The organism is Metabacillus litoralis, from assembly GCF_020524045.1.
Taxonomy (GTDB): domain Bacteria; phylum Bacillota; class Bacilli; order Bacillales; family Bacillaceae; genus Metabacillus; species Metabacillus litoralis_C.
This window is the reverse complement of sequence record NZ_JAIVKL010000002.1, coordinates 370,864-392,913: the sequence shown is the minus strand read 5'-3', so window position 1 is coordinate 392,913 and position 22,050 is coordinate 370,864. Positions and strand designations below refer to the sequence as shown.

Here is a 22,050-nt window from a genome sequence, read left to right as displayed (position 1 = left end):
TGTTTCTGTCAGCTTAACTGAATTTAGATTTATGCGCCTTTTTGTATGACTTATTTAATTATATCCCAGCCTCTTTTTATTTTTTTTTATAAATTGTTTGAATATTGTTGCAAAACATGCAAATTCGAACTATAGTATTTAACAATAATAAATTTTGGAGGTTCAATCATGACCAAGGATTTGAGAAGTGAAAGTAAAGTGTTTGAAGGTGCATTAAGAGCGCCGAATCGTGCAATGTTACGTGCTGTTGGTTTTAGCGATGAGGATTTTAAAAAGCCAATGATCGGGGTTGCTAGCACATGGAGTGAAGTAACTCCATGTAATATACATATAGACAAGCTTGCTGTTCAGTCGAAAAAAGGGGCGAATGAAGCAGGCGGTAAAGGGATGATTTTCAATACGATTACTGTATCAGACGGTATCTCAATGGGAACTGCAGGTATGAGATATTCATTACCAAGTCGCGAAGTTATTGCAGACTCGATTGAAACAGTTGTTGGTGGAGAGAGCTTAGATGCAGTAGTAGCAATTGGTGGCTGTGACAAAAATATGCCCGGTTGTTTAATTGCTTTATCTCGAATGAATTTACCATCTGTCTTTGTATATGGTGGTTCTATTAAACCTGGTAACCTTAACGGTAAGGACATTGATATCGTATCTGTTTTTGAAGGTGTCGGGCAATATAATGCAGGAAAAATTGACAAAGAAGAATTGAGTAAAATTGAATGTCATGCGTGTCCAGGAGCGGGGTCTTGTGGAGGAATGTACACGGCTAATACGATGGCATCTGCAATTGAAGCTATGGGTATGAGTTTGCCAGGAAGTTCATCAAATCCTGCTGAATCAGAAGAAAAATACCAAGATTGTTTTGATGCAGGTGATGCTGTTTATAATCTTGTTGCAAAAGGAATCAAACCTAAAGACATTATGACAAAAGATGCTTTTGAAAATGCAATTACTGTTGTTTATGCTCTTGGTGGTTCTACAAACGCAGTCTTACATTTACTAGCGATTGCACATGCTGTTGATGTAGATTTAACAATTGACGATTTTGATCGTATTCAAAGACGTGTACCACATTTAGCTGATCTTAAGCCAAGTGGTAAATATGTTATGAATGATTTACATCAAGTTGGTGGTGTTCCTGCTGTTATGAAGTATCTTCTACAAGAAGGTTTACTTCATGGAGATTGTTTAACAGTAACAGGTAAAACGATTGCTGAGAACCTTGCAGAATGCGCTGACTTAAAAGAAGGGCAAAAAGTAATTTATCCTATTTCAGAAGCAAAACGTAAAGATGGTCCACTTGTGATTCTACGTGGGAATCTAGCTCCAGAGGGAGCAGTTGTGAAAGTGTCTGGATTAAAGGTATCTAAATTAACGGGTCCAGCAAAAGTATTTAATACTGAAGATGAAGCTTCAGAAGCGGTTATTTCTGGTGATATTAAAGCAGGAGATGTTTTAATTATTCGATATGAAGGACCAAAAGGTGGTCCAGGTATGCCTGAGATGCTTTCTATTTCAGGAATATTAGTTGGAAAAGGACTTGGGGAAAGTGTTGCCTTGCTTACCGATGGACGTTTCTCAGGGGGATCTCATGGACTAGTAGTCGGTCATATTTCTCCAGAAGCACAAGTGGGTGGACCAATAGCATTTGTTGAAAATGGAGACATTGTAACGGTTGATAGTGAAGCAAGAGTACTTACAGTTGAATTAACTGAAGCTGAAATTGCTGAAAGAAAGAAAAATTGGAAAGCACCTAAGCTAGCTGCAAGAGGTGTTCTTGCAAAGTATGCTCGTAATGTTTCAAGTGCATCAAAGGGAGCAGTTACAGATTTATTTGAAGAAGAAAAGGAAACTATTGAAGTAAAATAGATAAATATTAAGACAAAACAAATAACCAAAAGTGGAGATTTCTCCATTTTTGGTTATTTCACATTATTTGCAGAAAAAGTTTTGCTATAGTATTCTTTAACTACATGTAAATAGCCAGGAGGGATTTCTATGTCAATGGCATATGAAGAATATATGAAACAAATCGTTAAACCAATGAGAGCAGAGCTAACAAATGCTGGATTTGAAGAATTAACAACTGAAGAAGAAGTGGTTGAGTTAATGAACGATTCAAAAGAAACAACTTTTATTGTTATTAATTCTGTTTGCGGGTGTGCAGCAGGCTTAGCTAGACCAGCAGCTACCCAAGCAGCTTTTAATGCAGAGAAAAAACCTGGAAAACTTGTCACTGTTTTTGCTGGTCAAGATAAAGAAGCAACTAGTAAAATGCGTGAGTACTTTAAAGGGTATGAACCATCATCACCATCAATGGCATTAATGAAAAATGGAGAAGTTGTTCACTTTATTCCAAGACATGATATTGAAGGTAATTCAATTGAAGGTATTATGGAAAACCTTCAGAATGCTTTTGATCAACATTGTTAAAAAAGATGCATTTTGCATCTTTTTTTTGTTAGAAACCTTCTCAACATGAAAGGTGCTTTGCGGATTGGATCTGATGTTAATGAAAAACATTTTTCCAAAACAAGAATTTAAAAAGTAGAAAGAAGTGCGTGATCATGATCGTAACCACATCAAGTAGACCAGATCCTGAATTGCTTTTTACAGCTGAAAAAGCTGCAAGTGATTTAAATAGTCCATTTATATTGAGAAATAAACAAGCGATACAAACTATGAAGATAACCTTAAAGGAAGATATATTAGTCATTGGAAAAAATCGAATGGAATTGCATGTTCTGAATACGAATGCTCCTTTATTTTTTCATCCGAACTCAGCTATGTTTAGAATAAAACGATTGTTAAGAGGTGAATCTGATTCATTTTTAGAAGCCTGTCTTTTAGAAGTTGGTGATTCTTTTTTAGATTGTACGTTAGGTCTTGCTTCAGATAGTATTATTGCTAGCTATTGTGTTGGAGAACAAGGCTTTATTCAAGGAATTGAAGCAAGTGAGAAATTAGCTTATATCGTTAAAATGGGTTTGAAGAGCTGGATCACTGATTTAACAGAACTCAATGAAGCTATGGATCGTATTCAAGTTTCTTCACAAGACCATTTAACCTTTTTAAAAGGGTGTAAAAATAACACTTTTGACGTTGTTTATTTTGATCCTATGTTTGAAGAATCAATTGATGAATCTATTGGATTGTTACCTTTGAAAAGCGTTGCCGTATATGAACAGTTAGTTCATGAAGCAATAGTAGAAGCGAAAAGGGTAGCGAAAAAAAGAGTTGTATTAAAGGATCATTGGAAAAGTACTCGATTTCAAGAACATGGTTTTATCGTCGACATTAGGAAAACGGCAAAATTTCATTATGGAGTTATAGAAATAGGTGAATAGCAGATGATAACACTATTGGAGGTGTTATTATATGTCTAAAATAAAGAAAGATCCATCTAGAATAGGTTTAGGTTCGCCTAATGTTGAAGGACAGGGAACAACTACAAGAGAAACAAAAGGGAAAAGCGTAGACTCTGCAAGAAAAAAAACGAAACAAAAGTAAAAAATGGGATCATTACGATCCCATTTTTGTTATATTTATGTATTAATCAGTTATTTCAAGATAAATGAAAAATGCAAGTGTTGCAAAGCAGCCGATGAAAAATAAAGTGTCGTAGCTCATGTTATAACCCCTCCTAGCACTTTTAGAAAATAATAAATATATGTAATCTTATTTTAAACGTTTTTAATGATTATTAAAAGAGCTTTCATTTATTATTTAATTTCTTTTAAGAATTTGAAGCGTTTAGAAGAAATAAAGACGTTTATACATAATTTGGTATAGGTACCTTAGTGTTATTTTATCTACTAAATGGATTTTAACATGGAATGTAATGGATAACATCAAACATATCTTGTAAAAGAACGAAAAGATAAATCTCTCGTAACCTTAAAATTGATCTTTCACTATACAGATAAAGCTTATTTTTGAGACTCAGTATGCTTTATATTAATTTTCTTGGTTTATCCACTTTCTCCTAGGTTGTATGTTCATTAAAAGCGACATGGGCCTGTGAGTTCACCTTATGAATCCTCATACCGCAGATATATAAGAATATTCTTTAATACATTATATAAGAAACTATTATATAAGGAATATTTTATTTGTGAAAATGTCCTGTGTGAATAATTATGCTTTTATTTTTATCTATTACTTTTTGTTAGGCAACTGTAACAATATTGTTATATAAATTTGTATTCTGGTATGTTAGAATATTATTAAATTAGTATAGTTTGGAAGGAAGTAATCCTATGAATAAATGGATGAAAAAATCACTTGTCATTCTATTTTCTATCGCAACCTTCGGACTTGTCACACCACCAGCATCTCTTGCGGTGCAAGATAAGCCTTCTGAAGATAGCCTTTCAAAAGCTACATTTCCTAATGGAGAAATTGATAACGCTTTATCTGCAAATTTAGAGCAGTTTGATGATCAACAATACTCTCTTACTAAAGAGCAGTTTTTGACACATATGATTACTGAAGCGGAACATAAATCATTTCTTAAATTTGGAGATAAAATCTCTGTTGTGATTGAAGAAGAATTTAAACAGGTTATTTTTCCGAAAATAGAAGAAGTTATTACTTATTATTTAAATGTAGAAGCTGATGAACAATTTGAACACTTAGCTATTTCTAAACCTTCAGGTGGTACTGGAGAGAAAATTTTCCATATTTATAACACGGAAACAGGGCAAGATGTATTAAGATTTCATGTTCGTCGTGAGAATCGACCATTAGAAGGCTACTGGTTTAATTTTCATTATCATACTTACCATGATTCCTTTCAATCTCATAAAGATCTAGGAAGTATATATTGGAACAAAAATACACCACCAAACTGGAATACTCTTCATTAATTATTTTAAATTTAATAAGGTAGGTATTTATTCTTTATTTAAATAGTTTAGTCGTCGAAACTAATTTAAATCAGGAAAAATACCTACCTTTTTGTGTGCTATAAATTACATTTCTAAGAGAATGTAAAATCATCCTCTAACTTAGTCGATCTATCAATATTTACTTCTATAATTTTTCCAATATTTGTAGATATCTAGCTGGGATTTACTAGATATGATATGATAATAGTAGATTGAAAGACAGACTTCGCATTTAATTAAATATACCTCATCTTTAAATCCTTAATGACATCGAGAGGATGAACACCGTGAGAAAGGTCCTTATTTTCCTTATCATCCTGCTTTGTTGTATTCCTTTTTATCATTTAGCCATGGCTTTCCCAAAAGGGATACAATTATCAGAGTATCAATTTAAGAATACTAACCTTACCTTAACGAAACCAGTGCTAGGAGAACTCGTCTACTTACCGACTAGCTTTTTTGAAGAAAAAGATGCAATGAGGATGATCCAAAATCTTGAAAAAATAGATGAAGGCATTTTATCTGCTGCTGCTAGAGAAAGTATTCAAATAAAACTCTTCACTGGTTCATTAACTAATCAACCAGGACTTGGAAGCTTAAAAAATAGTAAACCAAGAGGCTATACCGAATCTGATTCTTATTGGGATTTAGTTCCTGGTATGAGTGATAATAGAGTTGTCTACGCAAAGATCGGTCACAGTGAATTCGGTAGTGGACATGGATCTGTTTCATTAGAATTACATGAATTTGCACATGCGATAGATCGATATGTTTTTCATTATATTAGATTAGATCCAATTTTTATTAATATCTGGAAGCAAGAAGTGAAAGGAATCTTTCCGTTTAGAGACTATTTTATCAATTTTCCTGAAGAATATTTTGCTGAAGCCTTTGCAATGTTTTATTTTGATGAAGAAACACGTAAATTATTAAAGCAAAAAGCACCACTTACCTTTCAATTTATACAATCGTTAGAAAAAAAGGTCACAGTTCAAGAATATAATAGTTATTATGGGCAATCAGATTACTAAATGTTAAAATACATGGAGTACTAAGTAAGGGAAGTGTCGAGATTATGAAGCAATATCTAGAGTTATGTAAGCATGTTCTTGAAAATGGATTTAAAAAAGAAGATCGGACAGGCACAGGGACGATAAGTTCTTTTGGTTACCAAATGAGGTTCAATCTTCAAGAGGGCTTTCCATTAATGACAACAAAAAAACTTCACACAAAATCAATTATTCATGAACTATTATGGTTCCTTAAAGGTGACACAAATATTAAGTATTTACAAGATAACGGTGTACGCATTTGGAATGAGTGGGCAGATGAAAATGGGGAACTTGGTCCAGTTTATGGTCACCAATGGAGGTCATGGCCTACAAGCAATGGCTCAACGATTGATCAAATATCAAATGTTGTAGAGCAAATTAAGACTAATCCTGATTCTAGAAGATTAATTGTATCAGCTTGGAATGTTTCAGATGTTGATCATATGGCATTACCACCTTGTCATTGCCTTTTTCAATTTTATGTGGCAGAAGGGAAGTTGTCTTTACAACTGTATCAACGTTCAGCAGATGTTTTTCTAGGCGTTCCTTTTAATATTGCATCATACGCATTATTAGTTCATATGATGGCACAAGCAACTGATCTTGAAGTAGGAGAATTTGTTCATACATTTGGTGATGTTCATATTTATACGAACCATTTAGAACAAATTCATGAACAATTACAAAGAGAGCCACATACTTTACCAACTTTAAAAATTAATAATCAAGTAAAATCTATCTTCGATTTTAATTTTGATGATTTTTCTTTTGAAAATTATGAACCACATCCACACATCAAAGGAGCTGTTAGTGTTTGATTTCCCTAATCGTTGCAATGGATGAAAAGCATTTAATCGGCAAGAATAATGAACTACCTTGGAGACTACCTCAAGATTTAGCTTATTTTAAGCGGATTACGATGAATCACAAAATTGTGATGGGTCGTAAGACATATGAATCTATCGGAAAACCTTTGCCAGGTAGAGAAAATATTATTTTAACAAGAGATCCTTCTTATCAGATAGAGGGGTGTAAGATATTGCATTCAATAGATGATATTCTAGATTTAGCAAGAAATACAGATGAGAACGTTTTTGTCATAGGTGGTGCCGAAATATTTAAAGAGGTTTTACCATACTCTGATAGACTGTATATTACCCATATCCATCATGAATTTGAAGGTGACACGTATTTCCCCAAGCTAGAAAGTTCTGAATGGGAATCTGTTTCAACACAGCACGGAGTAAAAGATGATAGAAATCCATATGAATTTGATTTTGTCGTTTATGAGAAAAAAAGTAAATAGTTCTTTAAAAAGGGTAACCATGATCAGCAAGGTTCATGTGTTACCCTTTTTTATGTCATACTCCTAACAATACTCGATAGATGTTATAGTATCCGCATTAAATTATTTGACATTTGATTAGTGTATGTAATCAATGAAAAGGAAATGAGTTATTATGTTAAGAATGATTTCTACAATTTTAATTGGCTATCTTTATATTATTTATAAACTTCCTCATTTATCGAGGATTAAAAGATCCACTAGTGATTTCACTAATAACCAATTTAAAGAAGAAGTTCATATGATCACGAAACGTTGGGCTAGATTATTAGTTAAATTAACTGGTTCAACTGTCACGGTACATAATGAGAGTAATATACCAAAAGGACCTGTTCTTATTGTTTCAAACCATCAAGGGAATTTTGATATTCCTGTTATTATTGGATATCTTCAGAAACCAGCTGGTTTTTTAGCTAAAAATGAGATGAAGAAAGTGCCATTCGCATCAGTTTGGATGGAAGCGATAGGGTGTGTGCTTGTAAAAAGAAATGACCGTAGAGGGGCTATTCAAGCTTTTCACGATAGTGTTGAGGAGCTCAGAAGAGGACAATCGCTTATTGTGTTTCCAGAAGGTACAAGAAGTAAGGGAACAGAAATTGGCCAATTTAAGACAGGAGCAATAAGAATGGCTCTAGAAGCAAGAATTCCAATTTTGCCAATCACGGTTAGCGGAACTTATAAAATAATGGAGAAAAACAAAGGAAAAAAATTCACATCATCTCCTATTGATTTGTATATTCATAAGCCTCTCTATCTAGATGATACAACTTTAGAAGTAAAAGAGATAACCGAGTTAATAAGGAACGCAATTAAATATAAAGATAAATCATAATTAAATGAATGTCGTAAAAAAACAGACCTAGAACTAATTGTTAGAGAAACAACTAGCCTACTAGTCTGTTTTTTTAAGGTAAAAGATAAAATAATACTGCAAAAAAATGTACAATAGTACCTGCTAAAACAAACAGATGCCAAACTGCATGGTGGTATTTAAATGCTCTCCAAACATAAAAGACTGCACCTATTGTGTATAATACGCCACCAATGACAAGGAGAATAACCCCATTAGAAGGAACGTTTGTACTAATTGGTCCCCATGCAAATACGATTAACCAGCCCATAACAACATACATTACAGTGGAAAAAAACAGATATTTTTTCACGAAAAAGGATTTAAAAACAGTACCACCAATAGCTAATCCCCAGACGATTCCGAATAATGTCCAGCCAAGCCAACCTTTCACAGCTATAAATAAAAAAGGTGTGTAAGTACCAGCAATAAAGAAATAAATTGCTGAGTGATCTAATATTTCAAATATGTCCTTCGCTTTTCCTGCTGGAAAGCTATGAACAAGTGTTGAAGATGTATACAATAACACCATCGTTACGCCAAATAAAGTAAAACTTACAACATGCCAAGGTGTACCATATAAGGAAGAGAAGACAATCAATAGAACAAGTCCAGCCACGCTTAACAGTCCACCAATACCATGAGTGATAGAATTTGCAATTTCCTCTCCTTTGGAGAATGTGTGTGTATTAGCCATTGCTATCTCCTTTCAAGAGCAAGTACTTATTATGTTTACTTTCTATGAATCTTTACCTACAAAGATCTAAAATCCTATGATCTATTATACCATCAAATGACATCTAATCCTAACATATAAGAAAGGCTTTCTTCCAAAAAAGAGAATGGTAATCTTGTGTGATATTTTGTAGGAAGAAAGCAATAAACGATGAAAACGTTTTTAAAAGATTTTTATTTATTATTCAGTTTTTTTCTTCAACAACTTGTTGTAAGGACTTAACCATTTGAAGAAATAAGGTCTTATTTTCAAAGTTACTTATATCCCAATTATTTTCTATCCATAATAGCATACTAGTAGGATCGTTAAACACTTCACCACTAGTATCTTCCTCTCTTATCATGTACCGTCCATTATCATTATCAGCTACAACCCAGCAAGGAATCGCTCCATCTTTATTCTTAAGATCAAATTCCATTCATTATCACCTCAAAACTTAGTTTGACTTATTATTTATCTTTTATGTGAACCCTTACATTTAAAAATTCTGTAAAAATTTACGATATTACCTTTAAATTTAGAATATTCATGATATAATTTCAAATTAACAAGCAAGCTTTTGGAAAGGGTCGTGACAATGAAACAAATGATAAATGATGTAGAAAATGTTTATGTAGAAGATATTTTAAAAGCACACCATCTTTTAAAAGATGTTGTAACACACACACCACTTCAAAAAAATGAACAACTATCTGATAAGTATCAGTGTAATATTTATCTAAAACGTGAAGATTTACAAGTTGTCCGATCTTTTAAGATACGTGGAGCATTTAATAAAATAAAGCAATTAGATACAGAACAAACAAAAAATGGAATTGTGTGTGCGAGCGCAGGAAACCATGCACAAGGTGTGGCATATTCTTGTAAACAATTGAAAATTCATGGAAAGATTTTTATGCCATCTACTACTCCTCGTCAAAAAGTGTCGCAAGTTGAATTGTTTGGAAAAGAGTATGTGGAGATTATTTTAGCTGGAGATACATTTGATGATGCTTATCAAAAGGCTGTAGCTAGTAGTGAAGAAGAGCAACGTGCATTTATCCACCCTTTTGACGATTTTGATGTTATTGCTGGTCAAGGTACGGTTGCAGTAGAAATTTTAAATGATACAGATGTTGAAATAGATTATGTTGTAGCGAGTGTTGGTGGTGGAGGCTTAATTTCGGGAGTAGGAACATATTTTAACTCAATTTCGCCTAATACAAAAATGATCGGAGTTGAACCAGAAGGTGCACCAGCTTTATATAACTCTAGACTAGAGGATAAAGTAATCACTCTTGATAAAATTGATAAATTTGTTGACGGAGCTGCTGTGAAAAAAGTTGGTAATAAAACCTTTTCGATTTGTAAAGATGTTGTAGAAGACGTTTTACTTGTCCCAGAAGGTAAAATTTGTACAACAATTCTTGAGTTATATAACGAAAATGCCATAGTTGCCGAACCTGCAGGAGCTATGTCAATTGCTGCGCTAGATTTCCTTAGAGATCAAATAAAAGGAAAAAATATAGTATGTGTTGTCAGCGGTGGAAATAATGATATAGGTAGAATGCAGGAGATTAAAGAGCGGTCAATGATTTATGAAGGGTTACAACACTATTTTATAGTGAACTTTCCACAACGTGCTGGTGCCTTAAGAGAATTTCTAGATGAAGTACTTGGGGCTAATGATGATATTAGTCGCTTTGAATATACAAAAAAGAATAATAAAGATCAAGGACCAGCCCTCGTTGGAATTGAGCTCAAACAACGAGAAGACTACCAACCACTTCTCCAAAGAATGAAGAAAAAAGGATTTTATTACACAGAAGTCAATAAGGATAGTAATTTGTTTCATCTGCTAATCTGAAAAATAATAAACGAGTCAAACAATTGCTGAAATTTTTTTCTGACCGACATATTTAGACATACTTTCTTTAGAAAATGGGTTATAATATAGGAAACGGGTAGAAAAAGAGGATTGATAAAGTGTTATTCAAGAGCCTAGAGTTCAAGCTAATGAATGGACAGAAGGTAAAAATTACTGATATTCCTGTATTGGAGGAAGATAACAAATATCGTTTCATGCTTCAAATCCGTTTACAAAAATTTTTAACAACGATTTATTCTCAAAAACAACCTAAAAGTATTTACTCATTTAAAGATTATTTAAAGAAAACATTAAAGTGGCCTGATTATGAGGCATTATTTGGCTCTGTTATTTTAAAGTACAATGCATAATATTTGTGGGATCCAGAATGTATCTGGGTTCTTTTTTTGCAGTTTTTTCTGGATAACAGATCTTATTTGTTATAACCGTATATTATTCTTTTTAGCGGTGTCAATTCTTTAGTATTGATACTGTAACAGGTATTTGTGGTAATATTTTGGCGCACCTATCTAAAAAGGAGTCACCCTATATCCACCTCAAATCGGAAACTGCACTAAAAATAACATATACCTTTAACATAGCCTATTTTTTAAGAATGGTCCTTTTCGTTCGTGGTTAAAATAGTCTATATTAAAGTACTATTTTGTTTATTAAGAAGAAGTGTATCATGAGAAAATCCTAAAGCCAGAATATTCAAGACAACCCTTGAAAGAGATTGACTAAAGATAAAATTAACTTGAATGCTTAGAATTAAGGATTCAATAAAATTAATTGAATCCTACTGAATTGACTGTATAATAGAGGGTAGTATTTTAAGGATGTGATATCATGAGTAACATTAAAATCGTAACAGACTCAACAATAGATATTAGCAAAGATATTTTAGATAGCTACAATGTGACAGTTGTACCTTTATCAATCACTATTGAAAATAATACATATACTGATGGTGTGGATCTTATGCCTGACGAATTTATTCAAATGATGAAGGAAGCCAAAGAACTTCCGAAAAGTTCTCAACCACCAACTGGAGAATTTCTTGAAGTTTATGAGAATCTTAGTAAGGACGGAAGCTCAGTCATATCTATTCATATGACAAAAGGAATGAGTGGAACTGTTCAATCTGCACAAGGAGCAGCACAAATGACAGATGCAGATGTAACCGTGATTGATTCAATGTATATATCAAAGGCTCTAAGCTATCAAGTATTAGAAGCTGCTAAAATGGCCTCAAATGGTTCATCAAAACAACAAATTCTGGACAGAATTGAAGAAATTAGACAGTACACAAATTTGTACGTTGCTGTTGATACGCTAGATAATTTGGTGAAAGGTGGACGCATTGGAAGAGGAAAAGCAATGATTGGTTCATTATTAAACATCAAGCCTATTGCAAGCCTTCAAGATGGTGTATATACTCCTGTGGCTAAAGTGAGAAGTCAATCACAAGCCATTAAGTACTTAGCAAAACAGTTCGCGGAAGCTGTAAAAGGTAAAACGGTTAAGGCAGTTGGCATTGCTCATGCAGATGCATATGACTACGCTTCAAACTTAAAAAAAGCAATACATGATATAGCACCTAATTGTCATGTAGATATTTCATTTACAACACCAGTTATTTCAACTCACACAGGACCAGGCGCAATTGGATTTATGTTTATGGCTGAATAATAAATGGGCTGCAATTTGCAGGCCTTTTTATTTTGTTTTTTTATCGTTTGGCAATGTTAATGCTTCATGTTGATTATTGCACTTTTTTGGAGGTGAATTAATATAGAAACGTGTTAAAGTGAGGCCTTTTGGGAGCGCAGTATACGATGGCTCACGGCCGGCCGAGGAAAAGTGAAGACCTGTAGTGGGAAATCAATAGTAAACTTTAACAGAGCCAAATTTTTTAAGAATGTGTCCTTATATTTTTTCATGATATTGATTTGAAATAACATTAAAACCACATCATATAATATAAAGAGAATGTTTAAAAGGTGGTGTTGGAAATAGGTAAAAAGGTATTGTTCATTGGTGATTTTGGTATTGATGATATCGTTGCTTTAATATTTGCATATTATAGTGAAGAAATAGAAGTAGTTGGTGTTGTTGTTGACTATGGAAATATATCAAAAGAAAATGCTTTAACTTCTGCAACATATCTTCAGAAATTGACTAACTTAACTCACATACCAATAATCGGTGGTGCTGAGCGTCCACTAACAGGAGAACTACCAACATATTTTCCTGAAATACATGGAGAATACGGCCTCGGACCAATTACTCCAGATATACCAACAACACAAACGACCGAATTTGAGAATTTTTACGAAATATTAAAGATAATTAGTCAATATAAAGATGAATTAACGATTGTAAACCTTGGGAGACTTACATCGCTTGCAACAGCGGTTGTTTTATATCCAAATATACTTTCAGCTGTGAAAAACATTTATATAATGGGTGGTAGCTTCCTTTATCCTGGTAATGCTTCACCATTAGCTGAGGCAAATTTTTATAGTGATCACTTTGCGGCAAATCTTGTTCTTAAATATGTTAAAAACGCAAGAATTTTTCCTCTAAATGTAACGAATTATGCCATACTACCTACTGAAACGATTAATGAATTAGATACTATGTTTCGAAAAAGAAATGATTCGGTAGGTATGTTATTAAAGCCGATGATTACATATTATACAAATTGGTATAAAAGCAGAGATCCATCAATATTAGGAGGACCTCTACATGATTTGTTAACATTATGGGCTGTTACTAACATGAATTCATTCGAATTTATCGAAAAACCAGTTGATATTATTACAGAAAGTGGAGAAGGAAGAGGAGTAAGTATTGGAGATTTTCGACCATTTCAGGAATTGGCAGATTATCCAGTCCATACGATCGCAATAAAATTTAATTATGAATTTTTTGTTAAAGATGTTTTTAATACGTTTTTAAATGGTGGAACAGCTTAGACAATAAAACAGTCATAAAACCTTCACACTGTAATTCTTTTCATTTTATAATGAATTTGATACACTTTCATTGTTGATGTTTGAAGAAGGGTGCAATTTAAATGAAAAATACAAAAAAAAGTTCATTGTTATTACTTATTGTTTTTATGGTTTTTACAGTAACTGCATGTGGAACTTCAGCTAAAATTAAGGATCCACTAAACTATGAAATAGAGTCTTTTGAGTTTACCAATCAAGATGGTGATCGTGTATCATTGGATGATTTAAGCGGACAAATATGGCTTGCAGATTTTATCTTTACAAATTGTGAAACGGTATGTCCACCAATGACAGCTCATATGAAAGAATTAAAAAAAAGAGCAGAGGCGGAAGGACTTGACGTTAAAGTAGTATCTTTCAGTGTAGATCCAGAAGTCGATACGAAAGAGAAGTTAAAAGAATTTGCTTCAAATTATTCGATATCATTTGATGATTGGTATTTTTTGACGGGCTATGAGCAAAAAGAAATTGAAGAGTTTGCAATGGATAGTTTCAAAACGATTGTTCAGAAACCTCAAGATAGTGATCAAGTTATCCATGTATCCAACTTTTATCTTGTAGATCAAAATGGTGTTGTTATGAAGGATTATAGTGGAGTTACAGATACACCATACGATCAGATAATCGAAGATATAAAATCACTAAGTAATTAATATATATGAAAAAAAGATTCCTAAGCTAAGGAATCTTTTTTTAGAGATACGAAATTTTATAAAAATTGTTAAAGGTGTATCAAATTATCAAAATGATTGTTAAAATGAATTTTTATAAACTTTTAAATTTAGCAATTTATTTTGGCATTCCTTTTTTCCTAGGGAAGAATAATGAAAAAGCCAAACTACCGGCATTTTCAAAGGGCGATTCTTCCTAGGTCCGGAAGCCTCCTCGGCGCAAGCTCCTGTGGGTTTTCCCTTTGACACGCTCTCCCGCAGGAGACTCATGTCTTTCACTCCAATCAACAAAGTGCTAAAAATCAACATCAAGCTTTAACATAGTCTAATTAATAGATTTTTTTCGTAAACTTTGTTGACTAACATTATCATACAGGGTGGCATCTTTTCTTAATAGAATAGTACTTATTATGCAATAAGAACAATATTTAAACTGCAATATTTGGGCAACTAGCAACAATCTTTCAGAATAGCTATGAAAAGTACTAAAAATCAACATTGAGCTTTTAATAGTCATAAATTTAAGTATGATCTTCTTTCCTTATATCATTACTGTATTCTTATAAGGGAAATAAGAATAAATTGTTAGTAGAAATATTTGTAAGATAAAAAAGTAGCTACCTCACTAACTAATATTTATATAGATCGAAGGTGATTTGGTGATACGTAACTTTATTGTGAACAGTATAATACTTTTGACAATGTGCGGATGTCAATCAGATGTAAGCACTAGCCTTAGCTCAAAGTCAGTTTCTTTAGCGTTGAAGAATCAACCAGCAGAAGATTTTATACCAAAAACAATTAATATGGTTGGGATTGGTGATTCTTTAACAAAAGGTGTCGGGGATGAAGCAAAATTGGGCGGTTATTTTGGGAGAATAACTGAAAAGTTAGAAACGCAAGATAATATTAAAGAAGTTAATGTGATGAATTTTGGAGTGAAAGGTCATAAAACAAGTAATCTGCAAAAAAAACTCAAGGATAAAGAAGTAATTAATGGTATTAAAGAAGCAGACATTATTGTTATGACGATTGGTGGAAATGACATAATGAATGTTGTTCGAAAAAATATTTTCTCTTTGGATTTTGAACCTTTTCGTCAAGAGCAAAAAAACTACAAAAAACGATTTGAGAGCATTCTAACAACGGTCAGAAGTTATAACCCTTCTGCTAAAATTGTCTATATTGGATTGTATAATCCATTTAAGTATATGCTACCAGAAATAACAGAGATTGATACAATTATGGAAGAATGGAACAATGATTCGAAAGAAATAATCTTAAGTGACGTAAATGGTGTTTTTGTTTCTGTTTCGGATATTTTCTCAACTACAACAAATGGGAAACTTCTCTATAAAGATGAGTTTCATCCGAACGAAATCGGGTATTCTTTAATGGCAGATAGAATTTATGAAAGCTTAAAAAATACAGAATTAACTAATACAGATTCAATAGGTAGAAAAGAGTGATTTAAAAATGAAAAAATGGAAATTATCTTTTTTAATTTTATTAGGCTTAAATTTATTTATACTAATTGTATTTCTGGTGTTTCTATTTAGTCCAACTGATCGGAATCATACAGTAGAGAAGCCACAGGAAATTGAATCTGATGCAACAGTACCATTTTTAATTAGTACACAAAAAGATCATTTAACAAGTCTAATTAATCGTTATTTAGAAGAGGAAGCTGATCAAGAAAACCTTAATTATACTGTTGAGTTAGAAGATGAAGTCAATGTGTATGGAAGTGTTAAAGCATTTAATAAAGATATAAATATGAAGTTAATTTTAGAACCTACCGTAAAGAAAGATGGAAATGTACAATTACATGTAAAAGAGATGTCTATTGGTCAATTACAATTACCTGTTTCATATGTATTAAAATACATGAATACTTATTATGAGTTACCCAGCTATGTTGTGATTGATTCAAGTGAAAAGGTAATTGACATATATTTAGATGAGTTAACATTTAAAAATGGTTTAAGCGCTAGAGCTGAGAGTTTTAATTTAAAAAAAGATGATATAACGTTTACTTTGTATGTTCCTATGCCTTAATTTTGACATAATAGAGGGTCTAACATTCATTTTGTTGGACTCTTTCCTTTTGTTTTGTTGTTATATTGTATAAAATGGTACGAATTACCCTCTATCGAATGTCTAGAATGAAATGCACGAAACATGTATACTAATAAAATAGTATGTCGAAATCATATGATGATAGTAAATTTAAAATAAGGGTATATAACAATTATTCTCCTTAACTATGGAAAAATAGAAAAAAGGAGGTATTCTATTGTTTTGTCCGAACTGTGGAACAAATAACATTGAAAACAATGCAAATTATTGTTCTCAATGTGGAAAAAAGCTAAACATGGATACTTCGAAAAAAAGAAAAATAAATATTCTTTCGTTTATGCTTCCTATAATTAGCTCTATTATCGTGGCAGTTATTATATTTTCTACTCAATATTTTGAATCTAAAGTGAATGAAAAGGTTCTTAAATTCCAGGATAAAGCAGAAAGAGCTGCACTTTCAGGGGAATATAAGAAAGCACTTAGTTTACTTGATGATGCGATAGCCTATCGCAATAATTACAAAATATTATTAGAAGAAAAGAAAATGATAGAATCTGTCCTTGAATTAAATGATGATCTAAATGAAGTTGAACAAAAAATTATGGACGAGCATTTTGAAGCTGCTCAAAAAGAAATCAATTTATTAAAGCGTCAAGTAGATAAAAATGAATCACCTCTATATGCAAAACTTACTCATGAAATTGAACAAGTTGAATCCAGTGTAAAAATAGGAGAAATAAAGGAAGAGATAAATAAATTATCTACGATTAATCAGTTAGCAGAAAAATTATCAACGATATACTCTTTAGACTTAAAGGAAGCATCTGAATTAAAACAACAAATATACACCAAAATGGTGATTTTAAGCTCTACTGAAGCAGAAAAAAACTTAGAAAATAATCATTTTAACCAAGCGTTATATCAAGTAGATGCTGCACTTCAGTATGTGGTTAACAATGAGAAGCTCATATCTTTAAAAGAAAGAATAATAGAGGAAAAAGCTTCGTTTGAAAAAGCTCAACAAGAACGAATCGATAAGGCAATGTTAGCAGCAAAGCAAGAAGAACAACTAAATTTAACTAAAGCAGTTGAATTGACAGGTTTAGATTTTAAGGTAGATAAATTTGGTGATGCTTATATGAATGGTACGGTTAAGAACAATGGTACTGAAACTGTTCATTCTATTCTAGTTGAGTTTTTTGTAACAGATAAAGATGGAGTAATACTTGAAAAAGGGAAAACAAATGTGTTTCCAAATAAACTAGATCCAGGAGAAACAGGTGAATTTGAACATGTTACCTATTCTACAAAAAATGATGCAAAGGTAGAGATTACAAAGATCTCATGGTTATTAGAGGAGAAGAAAGGATAAAATATGGATAAAAAATTGATTTTTAGCATAATAGTATCCCTTCTTATTTTATTAATCGGTGTATTTGGTTATTTTTATATTAAAGATTATACAGCTTCAAGTATTTATGCTGAATCAACCATTCTTAAACACAATAATGAAGATACCGATAATCAAACCATTCCAGAAATAAAGGAAATTATTAGAGAATCCCAGAAGAAAGTAGTCATGGTAGAATTGGAAGATGGGACTGTTGGATCTGGATTTTTATATAATGAACAGGGTGATATCATTACAAATGCGCATGTTGTGGATGGTACATCTGTTGTAAAGGTTCGCACAACAGATGCAAAAGGTTATGATGGAGAAGTGATTGGAATTAGCACTGAAACTGATATTGCAGTAATTAGAGTCGAAGGATTGAAAGATATTGAACCATTGACTCTCTCTCCAAGCACAGAGCTTGAAATCGGTGACGAAATTTTAGCATTAGGAAGTCCTTTGGGTTTTCAAAATACTGTTACAACAGGAATTATTAGTGGTACGGACAGAGAATTAAATGTTGAACCGTATTTTTATGAAAATGTCTATCAGATATCTGCCCCAATTGCACCTGGTAACAGTGGTGGTCCTTTATTAGATCGTAAGTCTGGACATGTTGTTGGAATTAATTCGGCACGAATAGAACAGGGGAGCATTGGTTTTAGTATTCCTATCAGTACTGTTTTACCATTAGTAAATGGTTGGTCGGAGACTCCTATGAGAAATCTACCATCAATTACTTCGTTGGATATTACGTCGCAAATAAATCAAAGTAAAATGCTGGAAACTTCTGAATATCTTGTGAATTATTTTATAGAAAGCATAAATTTTAGAGATTTTGTTACAGCTTATTCACTATTAGGTAGTGAGTGGCAATCAAATGTTGATTATGAAACATTTCGGCGTCAGTATTTGCATATTAATTCTATAAAGATTAACGAATTAACAACTAATTACAAAAACGATCGTGTATTTGTCGAAACGGTTTTATCTATAGAAGAGCATAATGTTGGAGAAAATAAGACACAAACAAAAAACAGAACATTTGTTGTTGCTTACGAAAATGACCAAGCCAAGATTATGTCAGAGAAATAAAAAAGCTTTACGATTGTAGAAAACGTATGTGGGGGAACTTAATAATGAAAAATAAATTGTTTATATTTAGTCTTGTTGCTATTCTTATTTCAATTGTTTTTGGAAGTATTGCGTATCAACAACTTGTTGCTGAAAATATGGATGAGGTTTATTTAAATATTGCTTATAGTACATTGTTTTTAAGTGTTTCAATCTATTTGTGGCATGTTAAGGATGAGAAACAAAAAAATAATTAAGAAAATGAGAGGCTTAAAACCTCTCATTTTTTAACGGTATCTTTTTATTATTCAGCTTCTTCTTCAGTGCCCTCTTCAGAACCCTCTTCAGTGCCCTCTTCTGTTTCTTCAACGTTTGTGTCTTCTTGTTCAGTATCATCCGTGTTGTTACATGCAGCCATTAAGAATACAGCAAGTAATGAAGCTCCTACTTTTAATAATAAGCTTTTGTTCATTGTTATTCCTCCCATGTAACGATTAAGTATCTTTATATAACCAGTGTTTTAAATTCTGGTATAACATAATAATAATGGAAAAAATCGGAGAAAAACCTCTTTTTACAAAAACGATACATTTTCTTTAAAAATTTATAATTTATTAAAAACATATTAATGTTATTTACATATTTTTATATGAATAATAGGAGGAATGGTCCTTTATAATTAAAAATACATATCTGTAGTCACTAGTATTTTTTACATAATTTTTTATTTGAATGGACAGAATGAAGATGAATATTATGTAGAGGGGCAAAGTAATTGAAAAAATCTATAAGAAAACTTAGCTATGAATCAGATGGTAAAATGGGTAAAGATAAAAATAAAAAGAATACGGAAAGTAAAAAAGAAGAATTGTTTTTTAATACAACACAAGATAGTGAATAATTTTTACAGTTAAAAAAAGATGACTTCTTTCTTTTTAGCTTTCAAGTGTTTAACAGAATTAATTTTGTTTTTTAAAAATTCTTCTGAATTTCGTAACTAATATTTGAGTTCGTTGTCAATGTTTGTTACGATTACCATTGATATACTAAATTCTACATTCTGAACTCGGAGGGTAAACGATGGAACGTTATACACATAATGTAGGGGAAAATATGATTTCATACACTGACCAAGGTGTAGGTCACTGTGTTGTGTTGATTCATGGCTTTTGTGGTGATTCCCATTATTGGAAATACATCGTTCCACATTTAGTGAAGAAAAATAGAGTTCTTACTGTAGATTTACGAGGTCATGGTGATTCAAGTACTCCAAAGAATGATTTTGAAATAACAGACTTTGCAGATGATATTTCATCACTCTTAACATCACTTAGAATTGAAAGAGCAACTCTTATTGGTCACTCATTAGGAGGGTACATTAGTCTCGCTTTTGCAGAGAAATATCCTGATAAATTATGTGGATTATCTTTAGTTCACTCTACTGCTTTACCAGATACAACTGAAGCCAAAGAGAATAGAGAGAATGGTATTCAAAAAATAACGAAAAACGGTATTAAGCCTTTTATAGATGAACTTGTACCAAACCTTTTCTCTATGACAAATAGAGAAGAACTTGAGTATCAAGTAAAACTTGTGAAAAATATTGGATATGGAACATCAGAATTTGGTGCGATTGGTGCTCTTAATGCGATGAAAAATAGGCCTAATAGAAATGAAGTCCTCCAAGATCTCATCGTCCCTATTCTCCTAGTTGCAGGAAGTGATGACGAGATTATTCCACAAGAACGAACATTTTCTGTTGAAAATGATAATATGCATCAAGCAGTTATAGAGAATTCTGGCCATATGTCAATGTTAGAACAACCTGATAAACTGGTTGAGGTATTACAGTCCTTTTTAGAGGGAGTTATTGACAGTAAAATGGAATAAGCTCTTAGAGAACTCATTTATCAACACGTATGTTATGAACAATCGGATTGAAGTCCCTTTAGAAGGGGATAAATATTCGATTGTTTTTTAGTGTGAAATTGATATTTTCTTAATTAGACTATGTTATGCAAAGAATCTCTTTTAAAGAGTTTTGTATACAGGTTACCTTGTGTTGTTAGTAACGCAAGTTTAGAAAACTTCATGCAAGCCTTCAGAGGTTCTAGAATGCTATTAAATAAATACCTGTAAAGTTAATTATCCAAGTTGTAACGAGTTATTTGTGTAGTTCAGCTCTTTTTATAAAGGTTCTTTCGTCTTCAATCAATCCACATGCACCACACTGTACTCTATATGCTGGGCCTTTATAAGCGATATGAAAAGGGTCTAGCGAAGACTGATTGATTTCTTGGATGACAACACCTGTTTGTGGATCTAATTTTACAGATTTAACATGTTGTTCGATAAGATTGAACCTGGTTTTGTTTGTTTTACAATTAGGACATAAATAAGGAGCAGTCATTTGGATATTCCTCCATCGTAGAAAAATGTATTTATCATATCTTTTTCTAATATGACGGAATATATGTAAAAAAACTATCGTCAATCTATTTACTTATGTAAATAGTCTAAACGATAGTTTTTTTACAATTAATTATTAAGCATTTTATTAAATAGTTTGATGAAGTTTTCAATATCATCGTTGCTAAGATTACTAAACTTTTCTAAAAGAAAGTCCGTTTTTCTTTTCTCAAATAACTCTAATGTTTGCTTGCCATCATTTGTTAAATGAATAACAACTATTCTTCTATCATTTTTTGAGCGTACACGTTCGATCCATTTTTTTTCAATAAGTGAGTCAGTAACAGCGGTAATATGTGAAGCTGACACATTTAACATTTTAGACAGATCCGATGATTTTTGAGGACCTTGTTCAAAAAGCTTTTTTAAAATGAAAAATTCATTTCTTGATATTTCATTATCATAAATAAGGTTCATTTCTTGACGTAGCTTTTTATATACATGGCGCATAAGTGCTTCCATTTCATACATTTTGTCTTGACGATTATTCAAGCTAATTTCCTCCGAAATAACATTTTATTCTTTTGTTTAGACTAAGGAAAGTTCAAGGCTGTGTCAAGAACTACTGAGGAAATTTTTAATAAGAAAAGGCTATGTTAAAGATAAAGGTTGATTTTTAG

General features: G+C 32.2%; 26 protein-coding genes. 21 read left to right on the top strand and 5 right to left on the bottom strand.

Annotated elements, in window-relative coordinates:
- The first annotated feature begins 168 nt into the window (after positions 1-168).
- The 9 genes from ilvD to LC076_RS05255 all read left to right on the top strand — a co-directional run bounded on the left by ilvD (position 169) and on the right by LC076_RS05255 (position 8,124).
- Positions 169-1,875, top strand: a complete 1,707-nt coding sequence (gene ilvD / locus LC076_RS05295; protein ID WP_226666753.1) for a dihydroxy-acid dehydratase — start codon at positions 169-171, stop codon at positions 1,873-1,875.
- Between the two features lie 129 nt (positions 1,876-2,004).
- Positions 2,005-2,439: a BrxA/BrxB family bacilliredoxin gene (locus LC076_RS05290; RefSeq protein ID WP_226666752.1), complete on the top strand. Its 435-nt coding sequence runs from the start codon at positions 2,005-2,007 to the stop codon at positions 2,437-2,439.
- A 134-nt stretch (positions 2,440-2,573) separates the two neighbouring features.
- The gene (locus LC076_RS05285; protein WP_226666751.1) at positions 2,574-3,353 is read left to right on the top strand and encodes a class I SAM-dependent methyltransferase; all 780 of its coding nucleotides are present in this window, start codon (positions 2,574-2,576) and stop codon (positions 3,351-3,353) included.
- Positions 3,354-3,384: 31 nt separating this feature from the next.
- Entirely contained in the window at positions 3,385-3,516 is a 132-nt protein-coding gene (locus tag LC076_RS05280) for a YuzL family protein (RefSeq protein ID WP_226666749.1), read from the top strand.
- 749 nt (positions 3,517-4,265) lie between these two features.
- Positions 4,266-4,874, top strand: coding sequence for a YpjP family protein (locus LC076_RS05275; protein ID WP_226666748.1), 609 nt, complete (start codon positions 4,266-4,268; stop codon positions 4,872-4,874).
- Positions 4,875-5,182: 308 nt separating this feature from the next.
- On the top strand, positions 5,183-5,926 hold the full coding sequence (locus LC076_RS24335) for an anthrax toxin lethal factor-related metalloendopeptidase (protein WP_226666747.1): 744 nt from the start codon (positions 5,183-5,185) through the stop codon (positions 5,924-5,926).
- 44 nt (positions 5,927-5,970) lie between these two features.
- Complete coding sequence (locus tag LC076_RS05265) at positions 5,971-6,765, top strand: thymidylate synthase (protein ID WP_226666746.1); 795 nt, start codon at positions 5,971-5,973, stop codon at positions 6,763-6,765.
- Positions 6,762-7,253: a dihydrofolate reductase gene (locus LC076_RS05260; RefSeq protein ID WP_226666745.1), complete on the top strand. Its 492-nt coding sequence runs from the start codon at positions 6,762-6,764 to the stop codon at positions 7,251-7,253. Before LC076_RS05265 ends, LC076_RS05260 begins: the two co-directional genes overlap by 4 nt.
- Before the next feature lie 154 nt (positions 7,254-7,407).
- A complete protein-coding gene (locus tag LC076_RS05255; protein WP_226666744.1) occupies positions 7,408-8,124 on the top strand; it encodes a lysophospholipid acyltransferase family protein in 717 nt (238 codons plus the stop codon).
- Between the two features lie 73 nt (positions 8,125-8,197).
- Here the strand turns inward: LC076_RS05255 and trhA are convergent, their stop codons facing one another.
- Both trhA and LC076_RS05245 read right to left on the bottom strand, forming a co-directional pair.
- The gene (gene trhA, locus LC076_RS05250; protein WP_226666742.1) at positions 8,198-8,839 is read right to left on the bottom strand and encodes a PAQR family membrane homeostasis protein TrhA; all 642 of its coding nucleotides are present in this window, start codon (positions 8,837-8,839) and stop codon (positions 8,198-8,200) included.
- Positions 8,840-9,062: 223 nt separating this feature from the next.
- Positions 9,063-9,296 (bottom strand): hypothetical protein, encoded by a 234-nt coding sequence (locus tag LC076_RS05245; RefSeq protein WP_226666741.1) that lies wholly within the window; start codon positions 9,294-9,296, stop codon positions 9,063-9,065.
- A gap of 159 nt (positions 9,297-9,455) precedes the next feature.
- Here LC076_RS05245 and ilvA point away from each other — a divergent pair, with 159 nt between their 5' ends.
- The 10 genes from ilvA (at position 9,456) to ypmT (ending at position 19,218) form a co-directional block, all read left to right on the top strand.
- Positions 9,456-10,724, top strand: coding sequence for a threonine ammonia-lyase IlvA (ilvA, locus tag LC076_RS05240; RefSeq protein WP_226666740.1), 1,269 nt, complete (start codon positions 9,456-9,458; stop codon positions 10,722-10,724).
- 119 nt (positions 10,725-10,843) lie between these two features.
- Positions 10,844-11,095 (top strand): DUF2535 family protein, encoded by a 252-nt coding sequence (locus LC076_RS05235; protein WP_226666739.1) that lies wholly within the window; start codon positions 10,844-10,846, stop codon positions 11,093-11,095.
- Positions 11,096-11,573: 478 nt separating this feature from the next.
- A complete protein-coding gene (locus LC076_RS05230; protein WP_226666738.1) occupies positions 11,574-12,416 on the top strand; it encodes a DegV family protein in 843 nt (280 codons plus the stop codon).
- 317 nt (positions 12,417-12,733) lie between these two features.
- Positions 12,734-13,705 carry a nucleoside hydrolase gene (locus LC076_RS05225; RefSeq protein WP_226666737.1) on the top strand — a complete coding sequence of 324 codons (972 nt, stop codon included), beginning with the start codon at positions 12,734-12,736 and terminating at the stop codon, positions 13,703-13,705.
- Positions 13,706-13,851: 146 nt separating this feature from the next.
- Positions 13,852-14,397, top strand: coding sequence for an SCO family protein (locus LC076_RS05220; RefSeq protein ID WP_413465954.1), 546 nt, complete (start codon positions 13,852-13,854; stop codon positions 14,395-14,397).
- A gap of 677 nt (positions 14,398-15,074) precedes the next feature.
- A complete protein-coding gene (locus LC076_RS05215) occupies positions 15,075-15,884 on the top strand; it encodes an SGNH/GDSL hydrolase family protein (RefSeq protein ID WP_226666734.1) in 810 nt (269 codons plus the stop codon).
- 7 nt (positions 15,885-15,891) lie between these two features.
- On the top strand, positions 15,892-16,473 hold the full coding sequence (locus LC076_RS05210; protein ID WP_226666732.1) for a YpmS family protein: 582 nt from the start codon (positions 15,892-15,894) through the stop codon (positions 16,471-16,473).
- Between the two features lie 238 nt (positions 16,474-16,711).
- Complete coding sequence (locus LC076_RS05205) at positions 16,712-17,866, top strand: FxLYD domain-containing protein (protein WP_226666731.1); 1,155 nt, start codon at positions 16,712-16,714, stop codon at positions 17,864-17,866.
- 15 nt (positions 17,867-17,881) lie between these two features.
- Positions 17,882-18,982, top strand: a complete 1,101-nt coding sequence (locus tag LC076_RS05200) for a trypsin-like peptidase domain-containing protein (RefSeq protein ID WP_226666730.1) — start codon at positions 17,882-17,884, stop codon at positions 18,980-18,982.
- A gap of 44 nt (positions 18,983-19,026) precedes the next feature.
- Positions 19,027-19,218 (top strand): protein YpmT, encoded by a 192-nt coding sequence (gene ypmT, locus LC076_RS05195; protein WP_226666729.1) that lies wholly within the window; start codon positions 19,027-19,029, stop codon positions 19,216-19,218.
- A gap of 47 nt (positions 19,219-19,265) precedes the next feature.
- Here ypmT and LC076_RS05190 read toward each other — a convergent pair whose 3' ends face one another.
- Positions 19,266-19,433, bottom strand: a complete 168-nt coding sequence (locus LC076_RS05190; RefSeq protein ID WP_226666728.1) for a hypothetical protein — start codon at positions 19,431-19,433, stop codon at positions 19,266-19,268.
- A gap of 303 nt (positions 19,434-19,736) precedes the next feature.
- Here LC076_RS05190 and LC076_RS24100 point away from each other — a divergent pair, with 303 nt between their 5' ends.
- Positions 19,737-19,862, top strand: a complete 126-nt coding sequence (locus LC076_RS24100; RefSeq protein WP_264191422.1) for a hypothetical protein — start codon at positions 19,737-19,739, stop codon at positions 19,860-19,862.
- A gap of 179 nt (positions 19,863-20,041) precedes the next feature.
- The gene (locus tag LC076_RS05185) at positions 20,042-20,851 is read left to right on the top strand and encodes an alpha/beta fold hydrolase (RefSeq protein WP_226666726.1); all 810 of its coding nucleotides are present in this window, start codon (positions 20,042-20,044) and stop codon (positions 20,849-20,851) included.
- 274 nt (positions 20,852-21,125) lie between these two features.
- Here the strand turns inward: LC076_RS05185 and LC076_RS05180 are convergent, their stop codons facing one another.
- Entirely contained in the window at positions 21,126-21,371 is a 246-nt protein-coding gene (locus tag LC076_RS05180; RefSeq protein WP_226666725.1) for a DNA alkylation repair protein, read from the bottom strand.
- Between the two features lie 128 nt (positions 21,372-21,499).
- Positions 21,500-21,922 (bottom strand): MarR family winged helix-turn-helix transcriptional regulator, encoded by a 423-nt coding sequence (locus tag LC076_RS05175; RefSeq protein WP_413465947.1) that lies wholly within the window; start codon positions 21,920-21,922, stop codon positions 21,500-21,502.
- Positions 21,923-22,050: the final 128 nt, after the last annotated feature.

Excerpts from the sequence above, each read along its gene's own strand:
- trhA (WP_226666742.1), bottom strand. The coding sequence starts at position 8,839 with ATGGCTAATACACACACATTCTCCAAAGGAGAGGAAATTGCAAATTCT.
- LC076_RS05210 (WP_226666732.1), top strand. The coding sequence starts at position 15,892 with ATGAAAAAATGGAAATTATCTTTTTTAATTTTATTAGGCTTAAATTTA.
- LC076_RS05230 (WP_226666738.1), top strand. The coding sequence starts at position 11,574 with ATGAGTAACATTAAAATCGTAACAGACTCAACAATAGATATTAGCAAA.
- LC076_RS05255 (WP_226666744.1), top strand. The coding sequence starts at position 7,408 with ATGTTAAGAATGATTTCTACAATTTTAATTGGCTATCTTTATATTATT.
- LC076_RS05220 (WP_413465954.1), top strand. The coding sequence starts at position 13,852 with ATGGTTTTTACAGTAACTGCATGTGGAACTTCAGCTAAAATTAAGGAT.
- ilvA (WP_226666740.1), top strand. The coding sequence starts at position 9,456 with ATGAAACAAATGATAAATGATGTAGAAAATGTTTATGTAGAAGATATT.
- LC076_RS05290 (WP_226666752.1), top strand. The coding sequence starts at position 2,005 with ATGTCAATGGCATATGAAGAATATATGAAACAAATCGTTAAACCAATG.
- LC076_RS05275 (WP_226666748.1), top strand. The coding sequence starts at position 4,266 with ATGAATAAATGGATGAAAAAATCACTTGTCATTCTATTTTCTATCGCA.
- LC076_RS05180 (WP_226666725.1), bottom strand. The coding sequence starts at position 21,371 with ATGACTGCTCCTTATTTATGTCCTAATTGTAAAACAAACAAAACCAGG.
- LC076_RS05285 (WP_226666751.1), top strand. The coding sequence starts at position 2,574 with ATGATCGTAACCACATCAAGTAGACCAGATCCTGAATTGCTTTTTACA.
- LC076_RS05265 (WP_226666746.1), top strand. The coding sequence starts at position 5,971 with ATGAAGCAATATCTAGAGTTATGTAAGCATGTTCTTGAAAATGGATTT.
- LC076_RS05245 (WP_226666741.1), bottom strand. The coding sequence starts at position 9,296 with ATGGAATTTGATCTTAAGAATAAAGATGGAGCGATTCCTTGCTGGGTT.
- ilvD (WP_226666753.1), top strand. The coding sequence starts at position 169 with ATGACCAAGGATTTGAGAAGTGAAAGTAAAGTGTTTGAAGGTGCATTA.
- ypmT (WP_226666729.1), top strand. The coding sequence starts at position 19,027 with ATGAAAAATAAATTGTTTATATTTAGTCTTGTTGCTATTCTTATTTCA.
- LC076_RS05185 (WP_226666726.1), top strand. The coding sequence starts at position 20,042 with ATGGAACGTTATACACATAATGTAGGGGAAAATATGATTTCATACACT.
- LC076_RS05190 (WP_226666728.1), bottom strand. The coding sequence starts at position 19,433 with ATGAACAAAAGCTTATTATTAAAAGTAGGAGCTTCATTACTTGCTGTA.
- LC076_RS05280 (WP_226666749.1), top strand. The coding sequence starts at position 3,385 with ATGTCTAAAATAAAGAAAGATCCATCTAGAATAGGTTTAGGTTCGCCT.